The sequence below is a fragment of the Pseudomonas sp. PA-6-3C genome (assembly GCF_021605825.1).
Classification (GTDB): domain Bacteria; phylum Pseudomonadota; class Gammaproteobacteria; order Pseudomonadales; family Pseudomonadaceae; genus Aquipseudomonas; species Aquipseudomonas edaphica.
Window position 1 is genome coordinate 84,178 of record NZ_WKDV01000008.1, and the last position, 18,992, is coordinate 103,169.

General features: G+C 60.7%; 14 protein-coding genes. 3 read left to right on the forward strand and 11 right to left on the reverse strand.

Annotated elements, in window-relative coordinates; genetic code table 11:
- The first annotated feature begins 21 nt into the window (after nt 1-21).
- Nucleotides 22-981, forward strand: a complete 960-nt coding sequence (locus GIW48_RS07920; protein WP_017138496.1) for a hypothetical protein — start codon at nt 22-24, stop codon at nt 979-981.
- Nucleotides 982-1,055: 74 nt separating this feature from the next.
- On the opposite strand, the gene GIW48_RS07925 is transcribed toward GIW48_RS07920, so the two are convergent.
- The 3 genes from GIW48_RS07925 to msbA all read right to left on the reverse strand — a co-directional run bounded on the left by GIW48_RS07925 (nt 1,056) and on the right by msbA (nt 5,430).
- Entirely contained in the window at nt 1,056-1,991 is a 936-nt protein-coding gene (locus GIW48_RS07925; protein WP_236460420.1) for an NAD-dependent epimerase/dehydratase family protein, read from the reverse strand.
- A complete protein-coding gene (gene hldE, locus GIW48_RS07930) occupies nt 1,984-3,408 on the reverse strand; it encodes a bifunctional D-glycero-beta-D-manno-heptose-7-phosphate kinase/D-glycero-beta-D-manno-heptose 1-phosphate adenylyltransferase HldE (protein ID WP_017138498.1) in 1,425 nt (474 codons plus the stop codon). Before hldE ends, GIW48_RS07925 begins: the two co-directional genes overlap by 8 nt.
- A gap of 216 nt (nt 3,409-3,624) precedes the next feature.
- Nucleotides 3,625-5,430: a lipid A export permease/ATP-binding protein MsbA gene (gene msbA, locus GIW48_RS07935; RefSeq protein ID WP_017138499.1), complete on the reverse strand. Its 1,806-nt coding sequence runs from the start codon at nt 5,428-5,430 to the stop codon at nt 3,625-3,627.
- A gap of 159 nt (nt 5,431-5,589) precedes the next feature.
- On the opposite strand from msbA, the gene GIW48_RS07940 reads away from it, so the two are divergent.
- Nucleotides 5,590-7,452 (forward strand): bifunctional O-antigen ligase/aminoglycoside phosphotransferase family protein, encoded by a 1,863-nt coding sequence (locus GIW48_RS07940; protein ID WP_236460421.1) that lies wholly within the window; start codon nt 5,590-5,592, stop codon nt 7,450-7,452.
- A gap of 582 nt (nt 7,453-8,034) precedes the next feature.
- Here the strand turns inward: GIW48_RS07940 and GIW48_RS07945 are convergent.
- From GIW48_RS07945 to GIW48_RS07980, 8 genes are all read right to left on the reverse strand, one after another.
- Complete coding sequence (locus GIW48_RS07945) at nt 8,035-8,919, reverse strand: glycosyltransferase (RefSeq protein ID WP_177034882.1); 885 nt, start codon at nt 8,917-8,919, stop codon at nt 8,035-8,037.
- On the reverse strand, nt 8,916-10,070 hold the full coding sequence (locus GIW48_RS07950) for a glycosyltransferase family 4 protein (RefSeq protein ID WP_236460422.1): 1,155 nt from the start codon (nt 10,068-10,070) through the stop codon (nt 8,916-8,918). The genes GIW48_RS07945 and GIW48_RS07950 overlap by 4 nt, the downstream gene beginning before the upstream one ends.
- Entirely contained in the window at nt 10,067-10,951 is an 885-nt protein-coding gene (locus GIW48_RS07955; protein WP_099548081.1) for a DUF6625 family protein, read from the reverse strand. The genes GIW48_RS07950 and GIW48_RS07955 overlap by 4 nt, the downstream gene beginning before the upstream one ends.
- Nucleotides 10,952-11,009: 58 nt before the next feature.
- Nucleotides 11,010-12,425 carry a PIG-L family deacetylase gene (locus GIW48_RS07960; protein WP_236460423.1) on the reverse strand — a complete coding sequence of 472 codons (1,416 nt, stop codon included), beginning with the start codon at nt 12,423-12,425 and terminating at the stop codon, nt 11,010-11,012.
- Nucleotides 12,422-13,318 carry an antimicrobial resistance protein Mig-14 gene (locus GIW48_RS07965; RefSeq protein ID WP_017138505.1) on the reverse strand — a complete coding sequence of 299 codons (897 nt, stop codon included), beginning with the start codon at nt 13,316-13,318 and terminating at the stop codon, nt 12,422-12,424. Before GIW48_RS07965 ends, GIW48_RS07960 begins: the two co-directional genes overlap by 4 nt.
- Nucleotides 13,318-14,448, reverse strand: coding sequence for a glycosyltransferase (locus tag GIW48_RS07970; protein ID WP_177034881.1), 1,131 nt, complete (start codon nt 14,446-14,448; stop codon nt 13,318-13,320). The genes GIW48_RS07965 and GIW48_RS07970 overlap by 1 nt, the downstream gene beginning before the upstream one ends.
- On the reverse strand, nt 14,432-16,189 hold the full coding sequence (locus tag GIW48_RS07975) for a carbamoyltransferase family protein (protein ID WP_017138507.1): 1,758 nt from the start codon (nt 16,187-16,189) through the stop codon (nt 14,432-14,434). The genes GIW48_RS07970 and GIW48_RS07975 overlap by 17 nt, the downstream gene beginning before the upstream one ends.
- Before the next feature lie 133 nt (nt 16,190-16,322).
- Entirely contained in the window at nt 16,323-16,658 is a 336-nt protein-coding gene (locus tag GIW48_RS07980; protein ID WP_099548079.1) for a YceK/YidQ family lipoprotein, read from the reverse strand.
- Nucleotides 16,659-16,841: 183 nt separating this feature from the next.
- Between GIW48_RS07980 and GIW48_RS07985 the strand changes: the two genes are divergently transcribed.
- The gene (locus GIW48_RS07985; RefSeq protein ID WP_138450278.1) at nt 16,842-18,920 is read left to right on the forward strand and encodes a TonB-dependent receptor family protein; all 2,079 of its coding nucleotides are present in this window, start codon (nt 16,842-16,844) and stop codon (nt 18,918-18,920) included.
- Nucleotides 18,921-18,992: the final 72 nt, after the last annotated feature.

An 18,992-nucleotide genomic window follows, 5' to 3' on the forward strand; every position in this document is an offset into this window, starting at 1 on the left:
CCGTCGCAAGAAGGAGCCGACATGCCGCGAACGCTGATTAGAAAAAACCCCAGTAACTTCAAGACACTGCCGCTGCACGTCGAAGCCACCCCCGAAGGCCTGAGTTACCAGAGCGTGGGCATGCCGCTCAACTTCGCCCAGACCCTGCAACGGCGCAAGCCGGTGGAGGTGGCAAACCCTGAACGTTTCGCCCTGGAACTGGCCAACCTCGGCGTGTCGGTGCGCCTGACCCTGCATTGGCAGAACAAGGATTACTGGGTACTGGTGCGCCAGCGCCGCCAGGACCGTGGCGACGTGGTGCTCAAGCTGATCTCCGGCTACGTACCCGCCCACGAACTGAACCTGCCACTGCACACCGCTATCCAGGAAATTGCCGAAGAATGCCTGCTGGAGACGCCCGAAGGCTGGCTGGGCGGGCGCTTCAATGACACCTGGCTGCCCGCGCCCTACTCCGCCGCGCTGCATTACCGTGAAGCCCTGCCGTTTCGCTTGAGCCCGCTGTCCGGCGCCGCTCGCCCGGTGCGCTGCGCCACCATGCAACTGATCGAGCGCCCACGGGCGTATGTGCATCTGCCGACGGCGTCGCTGCAATTGATTTATGACTTGCGCCTTGAAGTCCCCAAGGAAGCCAAGTCCTTGAGCCTGTTCCATGTGGATGAGCGCCTCGAAGGCGACCAGTTGGTGGCACGCCTGGACCGTCAGCGGCCCGACCTGTACCTGATGCCGTTGAAGGACGGCCAGCCGCTGGCAGAGTTGTACACCGTAAAGAAAGACCAGCTATACCCGGCCAGCACACGCGGCTTGTACCTGGCGGAAAGCTTCGCCCAGCAGGAAGGCTGGCTGGTGCGCGATGAGCGCATTCGCTGGAAGGATTGGCTGCGCCAACAAGGCCTGGCGGAGCCTGAGAAGGAGTCGAAGTTGAAGCGATTGGCGCAACGGGTGCTGCGCAAGATCGTGCCGAAGAAAAAGGCCAAAGGCTGACGCAAATCCAATGTGGGAGCTGGCTTGTGTGGGAGCCAGCTCCCACACAAGCCAGCTCCCACAGATGACCGAGGTCAGCCGTTAAGCAAGCGCTCCAGGCCGACCTTCAGCGGCGTCGGCTCCGGCAGCGTAAAGCTCGCCAACAGGCGCTGGTTATTCGCCCGCGAATGGCGGATATCACCCGAGCGCACCGGCCCGTAAGTGATCACCGGCAACTGCCCCACCACCTCTTCCAACGCCTGAAGCACCTGCTTGAGCGTGGTCGTGCGGTTCCATCCCACGTTGATCGCACCCAGTGGCGCTTCGGGCGCTTCGATGGCCTGGACCAGCACATCCACCAGGTCTTCCACGTACATGAAATCCCGGGTTTGCTCGCCGTCGCCAAACACGCTGATCGGCACACCCTGCTGCACACGCTCGCTGAAGATACTGATCACGCCGGAATACGGCGATGACGGGTCCTGGCGTGGCCCGAAAATGTTGAAGAAACGGAAAATCACCGGTTCCAGGCCATGCTGGCGGCGATAGAAATCAAAGTAGTGCTCGCCCGCCAACTTGTCCGACGCGTAAGGCGTCAGCGGCGCCTTGGTGGTGTCTTCGTCAATCGAAGCACCCTCGCCGTTGTTGCCATACACCGCCGCGCTGGAGGCAAACACCACGCGCTTCACGCCAGCCTTGCGCATGGCTTCGCAGACATTCAGGGTGCCGACGAAATTGCTCTGGTGCGTGCTCACCGGATCATCCACCGAGGCCTGCACTGAAGCCACAGCAGCCAGGTGCACGACGGCGGTGGCGCCGACGGCGGCTTGCGCCACCAACTCGGCATTGGCGACATTGCCTTCAATCAGTTGTACGCGCGGATTATCCAGCGGCAAATTGCTGCGTTTGCCGGTGGACAAGTCATCCAGCACCCGCACGGCATAGCCTTTGGCAAGTAGCGCATCGACCAAGTGCGAGCCGATAAAGCCGGCACCTCCGGTGATCAACACCCACTTTTCAGCATTACTCATTGTTGCGGATCTTCTCGACAATGGCTGTGGTCGAGCTGTTCTCAACCAACCCCAGCACTTTGACCGTACCGCCGTAGGCGCTGACGATGTCGGCCCCCACAACCTGGTCGACAGAATAGTCGCCACCCTTGACCAACACGTCCGGCTTGACCTGGGCCAGCAGGTTTTCCGGGGTGCCTTCAGAGAAGCTGATCACCCAGTCCACCGCGCCCAAACCGGCCAATACCGCCATGCGGCGATCGACACTGTTGATCGGACGGCCCGGGCCTTTCAAGCGGCTCACCGAAGCGTCATCGTTGACTGCCACGATCAGGCGGTCGCCTTGGGCGCGCGCCTGTTCCAGATAAGTCACGTGGCCAGCATGCAGGATGTCGAAGCAGCCGTTGGTGAACACAATGCTTTCTTTGTGGGCACGGGCGTCGTCGATGGCCAGCAGCAATTGCTCGATGCCCAGCACGCCGCGCTCCGAGCCTTCGGAACGCTGGATCGCCCGGCGCAGCTCGGGTGCGCTGATAGCCGCGGTACCCAGTTTGCCCACCACAATACCCGCCGCCAGATTGGCCAGGGCCACGGCGTGGGGCAGTTCTTCACCCGCCGCAATCGAGGCGGCCAGGGTGGAGATGACGGTGTCACCGGCACCGGTGACGTCGAACACTTCACGGGCACGGGCCGGCAGGTGCATCGCCGGGTGGTCCGGGCGCAGCAGGGTCATGCCGTGCTCGCCACGGGTCACCAGCAAGGCGCCCAGGTCGAGATCGGCCATCAACGCCGCGCCTTTGGTCACCAGCTCATGCTCATCGGCGCAACCGCCGACAATGGCTTCGAACTCACTGAGGTTTGGTGTGATCAGGCTGGCGCCCCGATAAATCGAGAAGTCCTTGCCCTTGGGATCGGCCAATACCGGAATGCCGCGGGCCTTGGCGGCCTGGATCAGCATCTGGTGGTTTTTCAAGGCGCCTTTGCCGTAGTCGGACAACACCAGCACCTTGATACCTTCGAGCAGCGCGTCGACCTGGCCGCTGAGGGCCAGGGCGTCGGTGGCGAAGGGTTCTTCGAAATCGATACGCAGCAATTGCTGGTGACGGCTCATGACCCGCAGCTTGACGATGGTCGGCTGATGGGCAATGCGCTGGAACAGCGCGCGCACACCGGCACCGCGCAGGCTGTTGGCCAGGCTGTCGGCGGCTTCGTCGTCGCCGGTCACACCCACCAGGGAGGCCGGGGCGCCGAGGGCGGCAATATTGAGGGCAACGTTGGCAGCGCCACCTGGACGGTCTTCGATTTGCTCGACCTTGACTACCGGTACCGGTGCCTCAGGGGAAATCCGTGAGGTACCGCCATGCCAGTAACGGTCGAGCATGACATCGCCGACCACCAAGACAGGGGCTTGATCGAATCGCGGCATGGACAACTTCATGGAGCAACCCACATACAAAATGAACAGGGGCGCGATATTAGCACAGGGTTATGGGAGGCTTGTGGAGGGTGTGCACAGAAGATAGTGCGACGGACCTGCCATTGAATCCACCGAGGAACACATGTGGGAGCGGGCTTGCCCGCGATGGCGGTGAATCAGTCGAAACATTCGCTGACTGACACTGCGCTATCGCGGGCAAGCCCGCTCCCACAAGGTTTAGGTGATGTCGGCCGGCACCGGGGCATCCAGGCCCATGGCATGCAGGCGGGCGTAGTAGCCGTTCTGGGCCAGCAGCTCGGCGTGGCTGCCGCGCTCGACGATCCGACCGTCGTCCATCACCAGGATCAGGTCGGCCTTCTCGATGGTGGACAGGCGGTGGGCAATTACCAGGGTCGTGCGACCCTGCATGACCTTGTCCAGGGCCGCCTGAATGTGGCGCTCGGATTCGGTGTCGAGCGCCGAGGTGGCCTCGTCGAGAATCAGCAGTGGCGCGTTCTTCAGCAGGGCCCGGGCAATGGCCAGGCGCTGGCGTTGGCCGCCGGACAGCAGCACGCCGTTCTCGCCCACCTGGGTATCGAAGCCTTTCGGCAACTGGTCGATGAAATCCTTGGCGTAAGCATCCGCCGCCGCTGCTTCAACGTCGGCCCGTGGCGCGCCGGCCAGGTCGCCGTAGGCGATGTTGTTGGTCACGGTGTCGCTGAACAGCGTGACATGCTGGGTCACCTGGGCAATATGCTTGCGCAGGTTAAGCAGCTTGTAGTCTTCGACCTCTACGCCGTCGAGCAGGATTTCGCCGCTTTCGTGGTGGTAGAAACGCGGGATCAGGCTGGCCAGTGTGGACTTGCCGCTGCCGGAACGGCCGACCAGGGCGATCATCTGCCCGGGTTCTGCGGTGAAGGTGATGTCCTTGAGCACATGGCGCTCGGTGCCTGGGTAGGTGAAGTTCAGGTTGCGCACTTCCAGGCGGCCACTGACCTTGTCGCGCTCGACGCTGCCGCGGTCGACTTCCTGCTCTTCGTCCAACTGTTCGAAAATGCTTTCAGCACCGGCCACGCCTTTCTGGATGGTCGAGCTGACTTCCGACAGTTGGCGGATCGGCTTGGGCAACAGCCCGGCCAACGTGATGTAAGCCACCATGTCACCGGCCGACGCGTCACCGCGAAGGTAGAGCACCAGGAACATCAGCACCGCCATGGCGGTATAGATCACCAACTGCAGCAACGGAGTGTAGATGGCCCCGGTGCGGGTCATGCGCAGTTGCTTGTCGGTGTTGCCCTGGCTGGCCTTGAAGAAGCGTTTCTCTTCGTAGACTTCACCGCCGAAGCTGCGCACCACGCGATAGCCCTGGATGGTTTCCGAAGCCACGTGGGTCACATCGCCCATGGCCACCTGGATCTTCTTGCTCTGCTTGCGGAATTTCTTGCTGGCCGTGCTGACCATCACTGCAATCAACGGCAGGATGGCGATCATCACCAGCGTCAGGCGCCAGTTCATGAACAGCAGCGAGGCAAACAGGAAGATCACCGTCATGCCTTCGCGAATCACCACCTTGATGGCATCGGTGGCCGCCCCCGTAACCATGGTCACGTTGAAGGTGATGCGCGAAATCAGGTGCCCGGAGTTGTGGTTGTCGAAATAACGGTTGGGCAGCGTCAGCAGGTTGTTGAACAGCTGCACACGCAAGTCGTGAACCAGGCCCAGGGAAACCTTGGCCAGCAAGTAGTTGCCCAGGAACGAACCCAGGCCCTGCCAGGCGGCGATCAAAATGATCAGCAACGGCACGGCTTGCAACAATTTCATGTCACGCAGGAATGGGACGCTGGGGAACAGCACGGCGTCAGGATTGGATAGGCCGTCGACAAAGTACTTGAGGATGTACCCCAGCATAGGCTGGGTCGACGCGAAAATCAGAAATCCGACAATACTCAACGCGAACAAGCCGGCGTAAGGCTTAACGTACATGAGCAGGCGGAAGTATATTTTCAAGCTCGAAGGGCTTGCGCTCGGACTGGAGTCGGTCATATCACGCGGCGTTTTGAAAAAGGAGGCTGACTTTAGCACAGCTTCTCTGTTGTACTTGCACCCGGCGTGACCCGCGGCCCGGCTGGATCCAACGGGCGACATTATATAGCCACTGTCTTAACATGGTCGGCTTTCTCTATTCTGGAACGGCTTTACTGTATGCACTCCAAGCGCCTTACCTATGGCACAAATCGCGTTTTCGACTTCCTGGTCCTCTGGATTTTGCCCATTGGCTTATTGTTGCTTCTGAGTTCGCTGTTTTTCGTCAACAATCGCAATGTCATGCACCGCGGCTTCTATATTTTCTTTGCCCTGCCGGCCTTGCTCCTGCTGTGCCTGCGCCCACGTGAACTCAAAGAGTTACTACGCGAGCCGCTGGTGCTTGCCTTCACAGCATTTTGCGCATGGGCAATGATCACGGTGCTCTGGAGCCCGGAACCCACCGGCGACTCCAACCTGTTCAAGATCCCGTTGCAGACGTTCATGTTGTTTGCCGGCTGCGGGCTGCTGCTGCATTACCGCAATGACCTGTTCAAGCCGATCTTCTTCAGCGCCGCCGTGATTGCGCTGGTGGTGACGCTGTTAAACCTGGTGGCATTCGTCAAAGGCTTCGAGCCGGGCATGCGCATGATTGGCGGCCTTGGCGCCTTGGACAATCCGCTGCTCAGTTCCCACCTGTTCGGCTTTTTCTGCGTGTATTGGCTGTACCTCTGCGTCACCACCAAACGGCTACGGGTACTGTGGCTCAGCGCACCCGCCCTGGCGGTCATGACCCTGGCAATTCTGGCCACCGGCTCCAGGACGCCATTGGTTGCACTGGTGATAGCAGTCCTCTGGATGGGCCTGCTCAGCCGCAATCGGCGCTCGGCGCTGATGGTTGCCGCCCTGGTGCTGGCGGCCGCCGGCTTGCTGCTGTTTTACCCGCAACAGATCACCGAGCGCGGCAGCTCATTCCGCTTCGAAATCTGGCAAATCATCCTCGACCGCATCGCCGATCATCCATGGCTTGGCCACAGCTACGACTCCGAACTGTATGTAAAACCTGCCAACTACGATTTTGAACCACTGCGCGAGCCCCACAGCTTTGCCTTGGGCGTGCTTTATTACGTCGGCATCATCGGCTTTATCCCGTGGATCTTCATGCTGGGCCGCGGGCTGTACGCAGGGCTCAAGGAACGCGCGCAGCCGCTGTTTATCCTGACTTCCTCGCTGCTGGCCTACGGCATCGGCGCGGGGCTTACCGAAGGCGGTGGCATCTTGTCGCGGCCCAAGGAGCACTGGTTCCTGCTGTGGATCCCCCTCGCACTGATCGCCGGCCTGAGCATCGCCAAGCGTCGCCACAGCCTGCTGCGCATTGTGGTGAGCACGCCCAAGCCACAGGTGTTCAAAGCCCTGTGCGAAGGCGCGCATATCGTCGAGGAAGATGGCCTGGGGCCTAAAGTCCTGCGCCTGGGCAATGGCAGCTTCCTTAAGCTGTTCAGGGCTCGACGCTGGTACACCTCGGGCACATTCAACCCGTACTCGGAACGGTTTGCCTGCAACAGCGAACAGCTCCAGGCACTGGGCATTACAGCACCGCCGATCCTCGACCTGTACAGCCTGCGCGACGGCAGCACCGCCGTGCGTTACCAGCCACTGCCGGGCCTGACGTTGCGCCAGGCCTTGCAAAGCCTGGACAGCAGCCTGCGCGAATCGCTGATCGAACGGTTTGGGCGGTTTATGGCCCAACTGCACGAACGCGGTGTCTACTTCCGCTCCCTGCACCTGGGCAATGTGCTTCTGTTGGAAGACGGCGAGTTCGGCCTGATCGACGTGGCGGATATGCGCGTCTATCCGTCAGCGCTGCGCAACACGCTGCGCCAGCGCAACCTCAAGCATATGCAACGCTATTCGCAGGATCGCAATTGGTTGTTCGAAGCTCACTTCGAGCAATTGGCCAAGGGCTATGCCTCGGTGGCTTCGCCGCACGCCACGCAGAAAATCCGCGAGCAGGTACTGACACTCGCCCGCCCGGCGGCCTGAGGTCGTATTCGGCACAAATAGATGTGGGAGCTGGCTTGCCTGCGATGCAGACACCTCGGTACTTCTGATGCACCGAGGTGATGCTATCGCAGGCAAGCCAGCTCCCACCTTTGACCGAGTATGGCTCTGCTTTTGCTTTTGCTGTTGCTCTTACATCCTTTTCGATGACGAAGTCAGCGGTCTTTTGATCTGCGCTTTTGATCGTGATCTTGATCTGAAATCGCCCCGTCAAACACGATGGCCGCAATTCGACAGTGATTTGGGGGGTAAACCGGCAGGGATGCCGGTTTAGCCGCGCTGGGCCAAGGATGGCCCATCGCGGCGCCCCCCCAAATCACTGGCGGATTGCGGGCATGCCGAGCCATGGAGAGGCACCGAGTGTTGGGGCGAAGACTTTTTGGTTACTTTTGTCTGGGCCGGCATTCCGGTCTTTACAAAAGTGACCCGCTGTAAGAGCGGAACCAATAGAAGCCGTTACCGCAGCAACGGATATGTACACCAACAACCCGCCATCGCAGGCAAGCCAGCTCCCACATTTAGATTGCGGCACATCCAGTGGAGGTGTGCTGCTTGATCTTGGTATCAGTCTTTTTCCAGCGGGGAAAAATACAGGCGGCCCAAGCCGCGCCACGTCTTCTTGTTCCAGGCCCGAAACGGAATTTGCGCCAGCAGCTCTCGCGCCAACGCACGGTTGCGGTTGGAGGTTTTGAGGAACATGGAGCTGAGGAACTTGTAACGCACCTCGTTGTACAGCGGGTGATCACTGAACAACGCGTAGGTGCGCAGGATATTATCGATCATGAATCGATGATTCTTGTACGAATTGGTCGCGTGCTTGCGGTAGCGCGCCATCACCACGTTCAAGCCATCAATAAAGTACCCGGCGTGGGTAATCTTCAGTTCGATCAGCAAATCTTCCAGACGAATCTGCGGGTCAAACCCACCGACCCTTTCCAGCGCTTCACGCCGGATCATCAGCGTAGGCGCTGGCGGGTAAGGTTTGCGCTCCAGGAACATATCGTCGAAATCCAGGCGTCGAAACGGCACGTCACGGCGCTGGCGCTTCTCCGGGAACAGCTCGCCCTGGGAGTCGATCAGCTCGATATTGCCCGCACAGATCCCCACCTCAGGCTTGCCATCCATATAGGCCACCTGGGTCGCAATGCGCTCGGGCATCATGATGTCGTCCGAACCGAACGGCACGATCAGCGGCCCCTGAGACCGGGCAATCGCACCATTGAGGGTGTTGGTCAGCCCCTGGTTCTGCTGCACACGAAAGTCGAACCTGTGCTGCTCCTGCAGGCGACGGATGCGCTCGACACTGTCGTCTGTCGAGCCATCGTCGACCACCAGCAGTTCGATGTTGGGATAGGTCTGGTTCAACACACTGAGGATACTTTCCTCAATGTAGGGCGCATGGTTATACGACGCAATGATCACCGTGACCAACGGCTGACTCTGGCTCATACATTCTTCCCGCGTGCTTGAGCCAACCCTGAATCAATCAGCTCCAGGTATTCCTGACGGAATACCTCAATGTCGTGTTGCGCCTGAAGGTACTGGTAGGCCTGCTCGCCTTTTTGTGCGAGTGCCTCGTCGGACAGCGCCAGGTAAGTGTCCAGCGCCTCGGTCAGCTGGGGCACATTGGCCGGCTCAACCGCCAGGCCACCGGCGCCTTCGATCAACGGCAGCATGGCCGGTACGCTGGAGGCAATCACCGGCAGGCGACCGCTCATGCCTTCCAGCAGTGCCAGGCCCAGGCCTTCTGCGAGCGAAGGCATTGCCCAGATGTCAAAGGCACGCACGTATTGCAGGGCATTTTCCTTGAAGCCCAACAGGTGCACGCGTCCATCCAGGCCAAGGTTCTGGATTTGCGCGGCCAGGTTGGCCTCTTCGCGCCCGGCGCCAATGATGGCCAGTTGCGCGGTGGGGTAGTTATCTTTCAGCGCCGCAAACGCCTGCAACAAATAGGTGTGGCCTTTGACCGGCACCAGCCGGCCCAAAGCGCCGATCAACCGCACCGAAGGGTCAATGCCCAGCAACTCGCGCGCACGCGTGCGTGAATGCTGCAAGCCTTCGGCCTGCTCGATGTCGATGGCGTTGGTAATCGCGTAGGTATTCTGGTCGGTAAACCCGCACTGGCAATCGAGCAGGTACTGCTTGACCGCCGGCGACACGCCGACAAAGCGCCAGTGCGCGTCGATCCAGCGCTGCGCCTGCTTGCGGCGGTAGAGACGGTCATACTCGCCAAAACCGTGGGAGATGCCGATACACAACGGGATCTTCAACCAACGGTTGAGCTGCAACATCATGTTGACCGGCTTGAAGCGGTTGCACACCACCACGTCGAACTGTTCGCGGCGGCAGAACTTATACAACTGCCACATGGCGCGCAGTCGCAAGCCTTTGAGTGACTTGTCGGAAAACTCGAAGTAGACCGACTTGGCAGCCCGGCTGACCGGTTCCCCAGGCGCTGGCTTGCCACGCAGGAACGCGGCGGTGACCTCATAGCGCTCGGCGGGCAATGCCTTGACGATCTGCTCGGCCAGGTCGGCAAAGTCATGGGATTTAACATTGTAGTCAGGCTGCAGTTGCAGGACCTTGAAACGCCGACTCATAACTCTCCTCGATGGAAACCTGTGGCATCAACCACCCAGGTTGTTTCAGCCGCCAGCGTCTCGACGTATTCGGCGTCAGGCTCCGGTAGCAACGGCCACTGATTACGCTTCCAGCAGACAAAATGGAAATACGGAAATTCCCGCTCACCATCCCTGTCGTTAGTCAGGCGGCCCTTGTTCCAGAACCACTGATGCGGGAAGCGATCACTGCCGTCGTGCCATTTGATCACACCACCGGGCGTACTGAACGCCTCGGTAAACTCACTGCGCCGACGCCATGGGTTGAACTTGCCGACCAGCTCAAACAACGGCTTCGGGAAGTTCTTGCGCCACAGGAAAATTCGACTGAATGCGCCTTCATCCAGCGCATGATGCGCCTGATCGGTAAAACGCGCTTCCCAATCCTTGATGTGCATGAACGCATGCCGCTTCCTGGGCGTGTTACGCATCAGGCACAAATGGCCGGCGACTCGTCGTTCATGGGTTGAAAACAAGTCATGGCTGGCCAACCGCTCGGCGGTGAAATACTCGCGCAGGTTGCCGTAGATCAGGTCCAGATCGCCAAACGCCCAGAAATCGTAACCGGTGAGGCGATCAGCGTGGATATGCCCCAACGCCGGCTTGATGTCGCACAGCTTGTACGGCGCCAGGGGTGCAAAATTGATGTACAGCCGCTGGGAAACCAGCGCGCAGTAATCGGCAAAGGTGATGCTTTCGATGCGGACATTGTCCGGCACATTGGCCGGCATCGGGCAGTCGCTGAACAGCAACCAGTCGACGTCAGCGTTTTGGCGGCAGCTTTCGAGAAAAAACGGCATCCAGAATGGCCAGCGGCCAAAGTAAGGAATAATGAAAAGGATGCGGGGGCACGAATTGCTCAAGGGGGACTCACTGTCATTTGGTACTGAGGCGCGCTGCGCGCCACCACGTTGCTTAACGTTACTTGTGCTTGATGAACCAAAAGAGTTCATGACGCCGAATGGCCTTGCGGAAAAACTCGTTCTCACCCCACGGTGAGACGGCCCTCCCCGCCAGCAGACGCTGTATGACTCGCCGCACCCGCCGTTTGAACGGCATCTGCGGTTGCAAGTCATGCATCATGCCCAGCGACATGGCCTTTTCACACTGCCGCTCCTCCGATACTGGCATGCAATATGGTTGCAAAATGTAAGTGGAGTCGAAGCATGGCGGCAAAGCGACACTATTGCCCGAATCCCCCATCGGCCAGCGGTCGTTGTCATGCAGATGGTTGGCGTAACCGAGCAAGGTCGTCGGCTGCCATTCCAGGCCCTGCAAGGCTTCCAATACAGCTTGCTGAGCGCAGATATGGTCAGGGTGCGGATCGATCACCGGATGCGGCAGCACAATGACCTCAGGACGTGCCATCAACAGCACGGCACGCAGATCCGCCAGCAGGTTGTTCCAGGTCGGCTGGCCATCGGCGTCGGCGGGCAGCGGGAACGGGTTGAACTGGCGAAACAGGCGGATATCGCTCAACTCGGCTTCCCGCGACGCAATGGCACGCGCAGGCTCGGCCTTCATCGCCGCCAACTGCAGGCAAAAATACCCGAGCTGAACGCAGTGCTCTTGCGCCACGCCCGCCCAGCGCGGCACGGCGATACTGTCCCAGGCCCGCAGCCGGCCCTTGAGGCGCGCCGCTTCAGGCTTGCCCAGGCCCATGTGCTGATAATGCTCGGCTTCGATCTCCCCGGCGGTCAGTGTCACGATCCAGGGCTGTGCTGCCTGGCTGTACAGGCCAAAGGCGGCCAGTTCGGCATCGTCGGCATGCGGCGCAATCACCATCACCCGCTGTTGACGCACATCCGGCTGGCGGAACACCGACAGCACAGGCTCACCCTGTACCCGGCAAAACCGGCCACGCAACAGCAACTGCCCAGCCAGCAAGGCTTGCGCCTGACCCGTGAGATTGAGGTAGCGCAGGCCGTTGACGCCGCGTTCGAACACTTGGCGGTCGCCGCCCGGCAACGCAACATAGGGATCGATAAACCGCCCCAGCAGGTTGCTCTTGAGCCGCAGTGCGAGGATCAAGGTCTCATCACCCGCCAGCTCCAGCGTCTGGCCCAGCACCAGCCGGCCCTTGTCCAACGTCACCTTGGGCTGTTCGGTATCGGCGGCAAATTGATACCGATAGTCGTCCTTGGGCGAGTAAAACAGATGGTCGGCAAACCAGGCTTCATGGGCCACCCAGGCCAGCACCGCCAACAGCAGCGGCAACCACCAGGCCACCAGCACACCCACCGCAATCAGTACCAACAGGCTGACCAGCAGCCCGATGCGCTTATTGCGGCGATGGCGCTTGAGCAACGCCTGCTTGCGGCTGGTCGAAGTACTCATACGGTGAACACCGGCACGGGGTTGCACCAACGGTCTTTGTACTCGCGGTCCGCACGGCCGAACGAAAAGCGCAACGGCTTGCCGACTTCCCGCGCCTGTTCCCAGGCACTTTGCGTATTGAGGAAGCTCAGCACGCTGCCGGGGCTGAACGCGCGGGTTTCGGGGTCTACGCCGCCATTGATGTACTCGACGCTGACCCACTGCGGCGCTTCAACGCGATACACCAATTGCACAGCAATCGGCGCATCGTTGAGGAAAATCACCGAACCGATCAGCCACTCACGCAACAGCTCGATCACCTGCGCCATGTGCGCGGCACCGGTGGCCGCGAAGCCCCAGCGGCGCTGGAACAGGTCGCAGTAGATCGCCGCCAGCTCGGCGCTGGAGAAGTCCTGCACCGGCCGCACCACACCGCCCGCCTCTTCCAGCAGGCGCAATTCACGGCGCTGGTTATAGCGAAACTTTTTCGACAGTTCTTCAGGCGTGCGCGCCATGGCCAACTGTTCGGCCTGGAGTTTGATGCCGGCAAAGCGGCCTTCATTCAGGGCCGACAGGTAACGCGCGCGATGGCGCAGCGGCGCCTGGGCATCGGCAGCGGCGGGCAGGATCAACTCGGCGTTGCCGAGGTCGAACAAGCCTTTTTTGCCATTGCGCTTGAGCACGTCTTTGGACAACGCCAGGTCGCGCCCCCAGGTCGCAATACACGCTTTAAGCTCGCCGCTTTGCTCCCAGGCCAAATAGCGCACCGGAATTTCGGCCAGCCCGGCCAGACGCTCGACCACCTGCGGATGGGTGGCGACACTGCCGCCAAAACGCTGCCAGGCGTCGCTGTAGGTCGGCGCGTCAACGACCGACCAACCGCGCTCGCGAAAGCCTTGGAATCGATTGAGCATCAAGCCCTCGCGGTCAGTTCGGTGACAGCAGGCAACTGCCAGAAGGTATCGCGCACGGCCTGATCCGAAAACCGTTGGTGCAGGCGCTCAAGCATCATCTCGGCGCACTGCTGGTGCTGCTGACGACCCATCGCGGCCAAGTGCCGAAGGCCCTGCCCCAAGTGCTCGGCATCGCCGAACGGAAACAGGATGCCCACGCCTTCAACCACTTCCTTGGCGCCGCCGCAAGACGTGGCGAGCAGCGGCACGCCAGCGGCCATGGCCTCCAGCAGCACCATGCCGAACGGCTCATGGTCGGAGCTCAGGGCAAAGACGTCGAATGCACGGAAATACCGGCGCGCATCCGGCACCTGGCCGAGGAACAGCACCTGCTCGGCAATGCCCAGTTCGCGCGCCAGAGACTTAAGGTCTTGCTCCAGGCGGCCGGTGCCGAGGATCGCCAACCGGCTCTGCGCCGGCAAATGCGGCAAGGCCAAGGCAAAGCCTTTGAGCAAGGTGGCTTGGTCCTTGTCCGGGTGCAGGCGGCCGACGTTGCCGACCACCCACTCATCCGGCGACAGCCCCAAGGCATCGCGCGCCTCATCGGCCGACACCTGCAACGCTTGCATGGCCTGGACATCGATGCGGTTATACAAGGTCTGGATACGTGCCGCCGGCCAGGCCGGCAGGCAGCGGCGCATATCATCACGCACCGCGTCAGATACACCGAGCAGGCTCAGGCGCTTGCTGAAAATCGAGGCAAACAGCTTGCGGCTGCGGCGCTGATAATCACCAAAAGCGTGATGTACGCCGATCACTGGCAGGCGCGTACCGAGCAAGGCGATGTAGATCGGCTTGAAGCGGTGGGCAATACAGAAACTGAAGTTGCGCGACGCGGCGATTTTGCGCAATTCACGGATGGCGCCCAGCTTGAGGCCACGAATGGCCTTGGAGCTGAACTCCATGAACAGCACTTCATCAGAGGCGCAACCGGCGGCCACATCGGGGTCGGCGACCCCGGTGAGAAACACCGTGGTCACCTTGTAGCCTGTGCCTGCGAACAGGCTGGCGTACTGCCGCGCGCAGTCCAGAAACGGCCCGTCATAGCCGTGGCAGAACTGCAGGACGTGGCGCTCAGCCGACCGAGTCATAAGGGTCCACGCCGTCTTTGACGACCAGGATGTCTTCCATGATCAGGTACTGCAGGTCGGAGCCGAAGAACATGTTCAGCGCGTCGGTTGGCGAGCAGATCATCGCTTCGCCACGGCGGTTGAGCGAGGTGTTCAGCGACACGCCGTTGCCGGTCAATACTTCCAGCTCTTTCATCATGTCGTAGTAACGCGGGTTGTATTCGCGCTTGAGCACCTGGGCGCGGGAGGTGCCATCTTCATGGACCACTTCCGGTACGCGGGTTTTCCACTCTTCGGACACTTCAAAGGTGAAGGTCATGAACGGCGCCGGGTGATCGACCTTGATCATCTGTGGGGCCACGGTGTCGAGCATCGACGGGCAGAAAGGCCTCCAGCGCTCGCGGAACTTGATCTGGTGGTTGATGCGGTCGGCCACGCCGGTCGCGCTTGGGCAACCGATGATCGAACGACCGCCCAACGCACGCGGGCCGAACTCCATGCGGCCCTGGAACCAGGCCACCGGGTTGCCGTCGACCATGATCTTGGCGATGCGCTTGGGCATGTTTTCGATCTTGCGCCACACCGGCTTGCTTTCGTGTTTGGCGCACGCGGCAATCACGTCTTCATTGCTGTAGGACGGGCCGAGATAGACGTGTTCCATCTTCTCCACCGGCACGCCACGGGCGTGGGACACATAGGCCGCCGCGCCAACCGCGGTGCCGGCATCGCCGGACGCCGGCTGCACGAACAGCTCTTTAACGTCATCGCGGGCAATGATCTTCTGGTTCAGCTTGACGTTCAGCGCGCAACCACCGGCGAACGCCAGCTTGCCGGTGTCCTTGAGGATGTCGCCCAGGTAATGGTCGATCATCTGCAAGGCCAGCTTCTCGAACAGCGCCTGCATGCTGGCTGCGTAGTGGATGTACGGCTCGTCGGCGATGTCGCCTTCGCGCTTGGGACCCAGCCACTCGATCAGTTTTGGCGAGAAGTAAAAACCCTTGCCCTTCTCTTTATAACGACGCAGGCCGATGACGTTGGCGTAGTCGGTGTTGATCACCAACTCGCCGTTTTCAAACGAAGCCAGGCGCGAGAAATCGTATTTGCTGGCGTCGCCATACGGCGCCATGCCCATGACCTTGAACTCGCCGTCGAGCATCTCGAAACCGAGGAACTCGGTGATCGCGCCGTAGAGGCCGCCCAGGGAGTCCGGGTCGTAGAATTCCTTGATCTTGTGGATCTTGCCGTTTTCGCCATAGCCAAAGAACGTGGTGGCGTACTCACCTTTACCGTCGATGCCCAGGATCGCGGTTTTTTCCTGGAAACCCGAGCAGTGGTAGGCGCTGGAAGCGTGGGCCAGGTGGTGTTCAACCGGTTCGATCTTGATTTTCTTCGGATCGAAGCCCAACTGCTCCAGGCACCAGACGATCTTGTTGCGATAGCGCTTGTAGCGACGGTTACCCATCAGGATCGCGTCAAGGGCGCGGTCCGGGGCGTACCAGTAACGCTTGGCGTAGTGCCAGCGCGCCTCGCCAAACAGGCTGATCGGGGCGAACGGGATCGCCACCACGTCAACGTCGGAAGGCTTGATGCCGGCTTGTTCCAGGCAGAACTTCGCCGATTCGTAGGGCATGCGGTTCTTTGCATGTTTGTCGCGTACGAAGCGCTCTTCTTCGGCGGCCGCGATCAGCTTGCCGTCGATATACAGCGCTGCGGAAGGATCATGGCTAAGGGCGCCGGACAGGCCAAGAATCGTCAATGCCACTGGGGTCTAGCCTCTTTTAGTCTGCATGCAGGCGGGTTGCGCCTGAAAAAAGTGTGCCTCCCGCCTGAGCGAGAAACAGCTAAAGGGCGGGATTATAGCGTAAAAGAGCCAGGAAGCTGTTAGCTGCGAGGGACTAGCGAAGCTCAATGCTGCCATCGACATTTTGCTGGTAGATCGTGTAGGGCAAGATGAGCGTATCCAGAACAGCGGAGAGAGGCACATCGATAAAAGCCCATGGCACGTCGTTCAACGCGATCCCGCTTGCGGAATTCGGCGGCCCATGCAGTACGCAGAGGTCATAGACCACCCCGCTGTAGATACGCGGAACAGACTGACAATAGGTTTTTTTCGCCTTGAGCGTTCGAACCGTGTCGCCATCCTCACGGAACGCCGTGGTCACGGTGCCGCAGCCGCCCAGAACCAGAAACCCGCCTATCAAGACCCACAGGCTCGCTTTTTTGCCTTTCATGGTTGCCTCTAATCGTTGGAAAGGCGAGAACCTACCATTATGGCCGGCGACTGACAGATAACTCGAAGCTCAAAACGGCGTAGGAGTCTTCTTCTTCGGCAAAAGCAGGAGGGAGCCGTTAAACTCGCGCTTTTCTTGCGCCGACGTCTATCCCTTGCGTCGCGCCACTGATCCGGCTTCCCGATGAATACACCCCCACCCGTTCCCCTTGCCCTGCTGCTGCTCGGCTTGAGCAGCACCGTCCTGGCCGACGATGCCACTTTGGTCCTCGACCCCAGCGTGGTCACCGGCTCGCGCAGCGCCAGCCCGACTTTCGACCTGCCGTACTCGGTGGACAGCATCAGCCACGCGCAAATCAGCGACGGCCAACTCGGCATCAACGCCTCCGAGGCGCTGTCGCGCGTACCGGGCCTGGTGGTACAAAACCGCCAGAACTATGCCCAGGACCTGCAGATCTCCTCGCGCGGCTTCGGCGCGCGCTCGGCGTTTGGCGTACGCGGCCTCAAGTTGATCGCCGACGGCATCCCGGCCAGCACTCCGGACGGCCAGGGCCAGGCGGCCACCTTCAACCTCGACACCGCCGAGCGCATTGAAGTGCTGCGCGGCCCGGCCGCCACCTTGTATGGCAGCAATGCCGGCGGCGTGATCCAGATGTTTTCCCGCGACGGCGAAGGCCCGCCACGCATCGGCGCCGAAACCCTGGTGGGCAGCGACGGCATGAGCAAAAACCACCTCACCGCCGAAGGCGCGGCGAACGGCGCAGGTTTTGTGCTCGACGCTTCACGCATGGACACCGATGGCTACCGCGACCACAGCAGCGCCCGTCGTGACCAGACCTTCGCCAAGCTCAACTTCCAGCCGGACGAAGACAGCAAGTTGGCGCTGATCTATAGCAGCCTGGAGCAAAACGGCACGCAGGATCCGCTTGGGCAAAGCTGGGCAGCCTACAAGGCCGATCCGCGCTCGGTAGCGCCGGCTGCATTGCAGTACAACACGCGAAAAAGCATCGATCATCAGCAGTTGGGCCTGAATTACGAACGCTACATCGGCGATGCGACGTTGCAGGTGAATGCGTACACCGGCCGCAGGAGCGTGATTCAGTACCTGTCGATTCCAGGCGGCACCGCCTCTGACAAGCGCGGCGGCGTGGTGGACTTCGACCGTAAATTCTACGGCGGCTCGGTGCATTGGCTGCAACCGATCACCAGCGCCCCCGGCGAGCTGACCCTGATCACCGGCCTCGATTACGACCGCAGCCAGGATGACCGCCAAGGTTATTCCAACACCCTGGACGGCGTGCACGGTGTCAAAGGCGCCCTGGGCCGTGACGAACTCGACACCGCCACCAGCATCGACCCGTTCGTGCAAGCCAACTGGCTGCTGGGCGACTGGACCCTGCAAGCCGGCCTGCGCCACAGCAGCATGAAAATGGAGGTGGACGACCACTTCACAAGCGACGGCAATGACAGTGGCAGCAAGACCTACCAGAAGAACACGCCTTCGGTCAGCGTGATGTACGCCTTCACGCCGGACCTGCATGGCTATGTGAGCGCGGGCAAAGGCTTCGAAACCCCGACCCAGGCCGAGTCGGCGTATTCGACCACTTCAAATGGCTTCAACTTCGCCTTGAAGCCGTCAGTCAGCAAACAATTTGAAGTCGGCTTGAAGGCAAAGATAGGCCAGGACACGCGTGTCAACGCGGCCCTGTTTCAAATCACCACTGACGACGAACTGGTGGTGCTGTCATCCAAGGACGGCCGCACTACCTACCAGAACGCCGGCCGCACCTTGCGCCGAGGCTTCGAACTGGGCATCGAAAGCCAGCTCTCGGAACAATGGAGCACCAACCTCGCCTATACCCGCCTGCAAGCCACCTATGACAGCGATTTCATGGGCGGCGGCAAGCCTGTGGACAAAGGCAACTACCTGCCCGGCGTACCGCAAACCACGCTCTTCGCCGAGCTGAACTGGAAACCCCGCGACTGGGTCAGCACCGCCCTCGAAGGCATGTACCGCAGCAAGGTCTACGTCGAAGACACCAACCAGCAACGCGCCGCACCGGGCTACAGCGTGTTCAACTGGCGGGCGCGCTTCGAACAAAAGGTGGAGCACTGGACCTTTCACCAGACGGTGCGCCTGGATAACTTGCTGGATCGCCAGTATGTCGGTTCGGTAATTGTTGGGGACGGCAACTTCCGTTACTACGAGGCGGCGCCGGGAAGGTCGTGGTATGCGGGGGCCGGGGCTGAATACCAGTTCTGAGTATCGGGCTGATCGTTCCCACGCTCCGCGTGGGAATGCATCCCGTGACGCTCCGCGTCACCTTGCACGTGG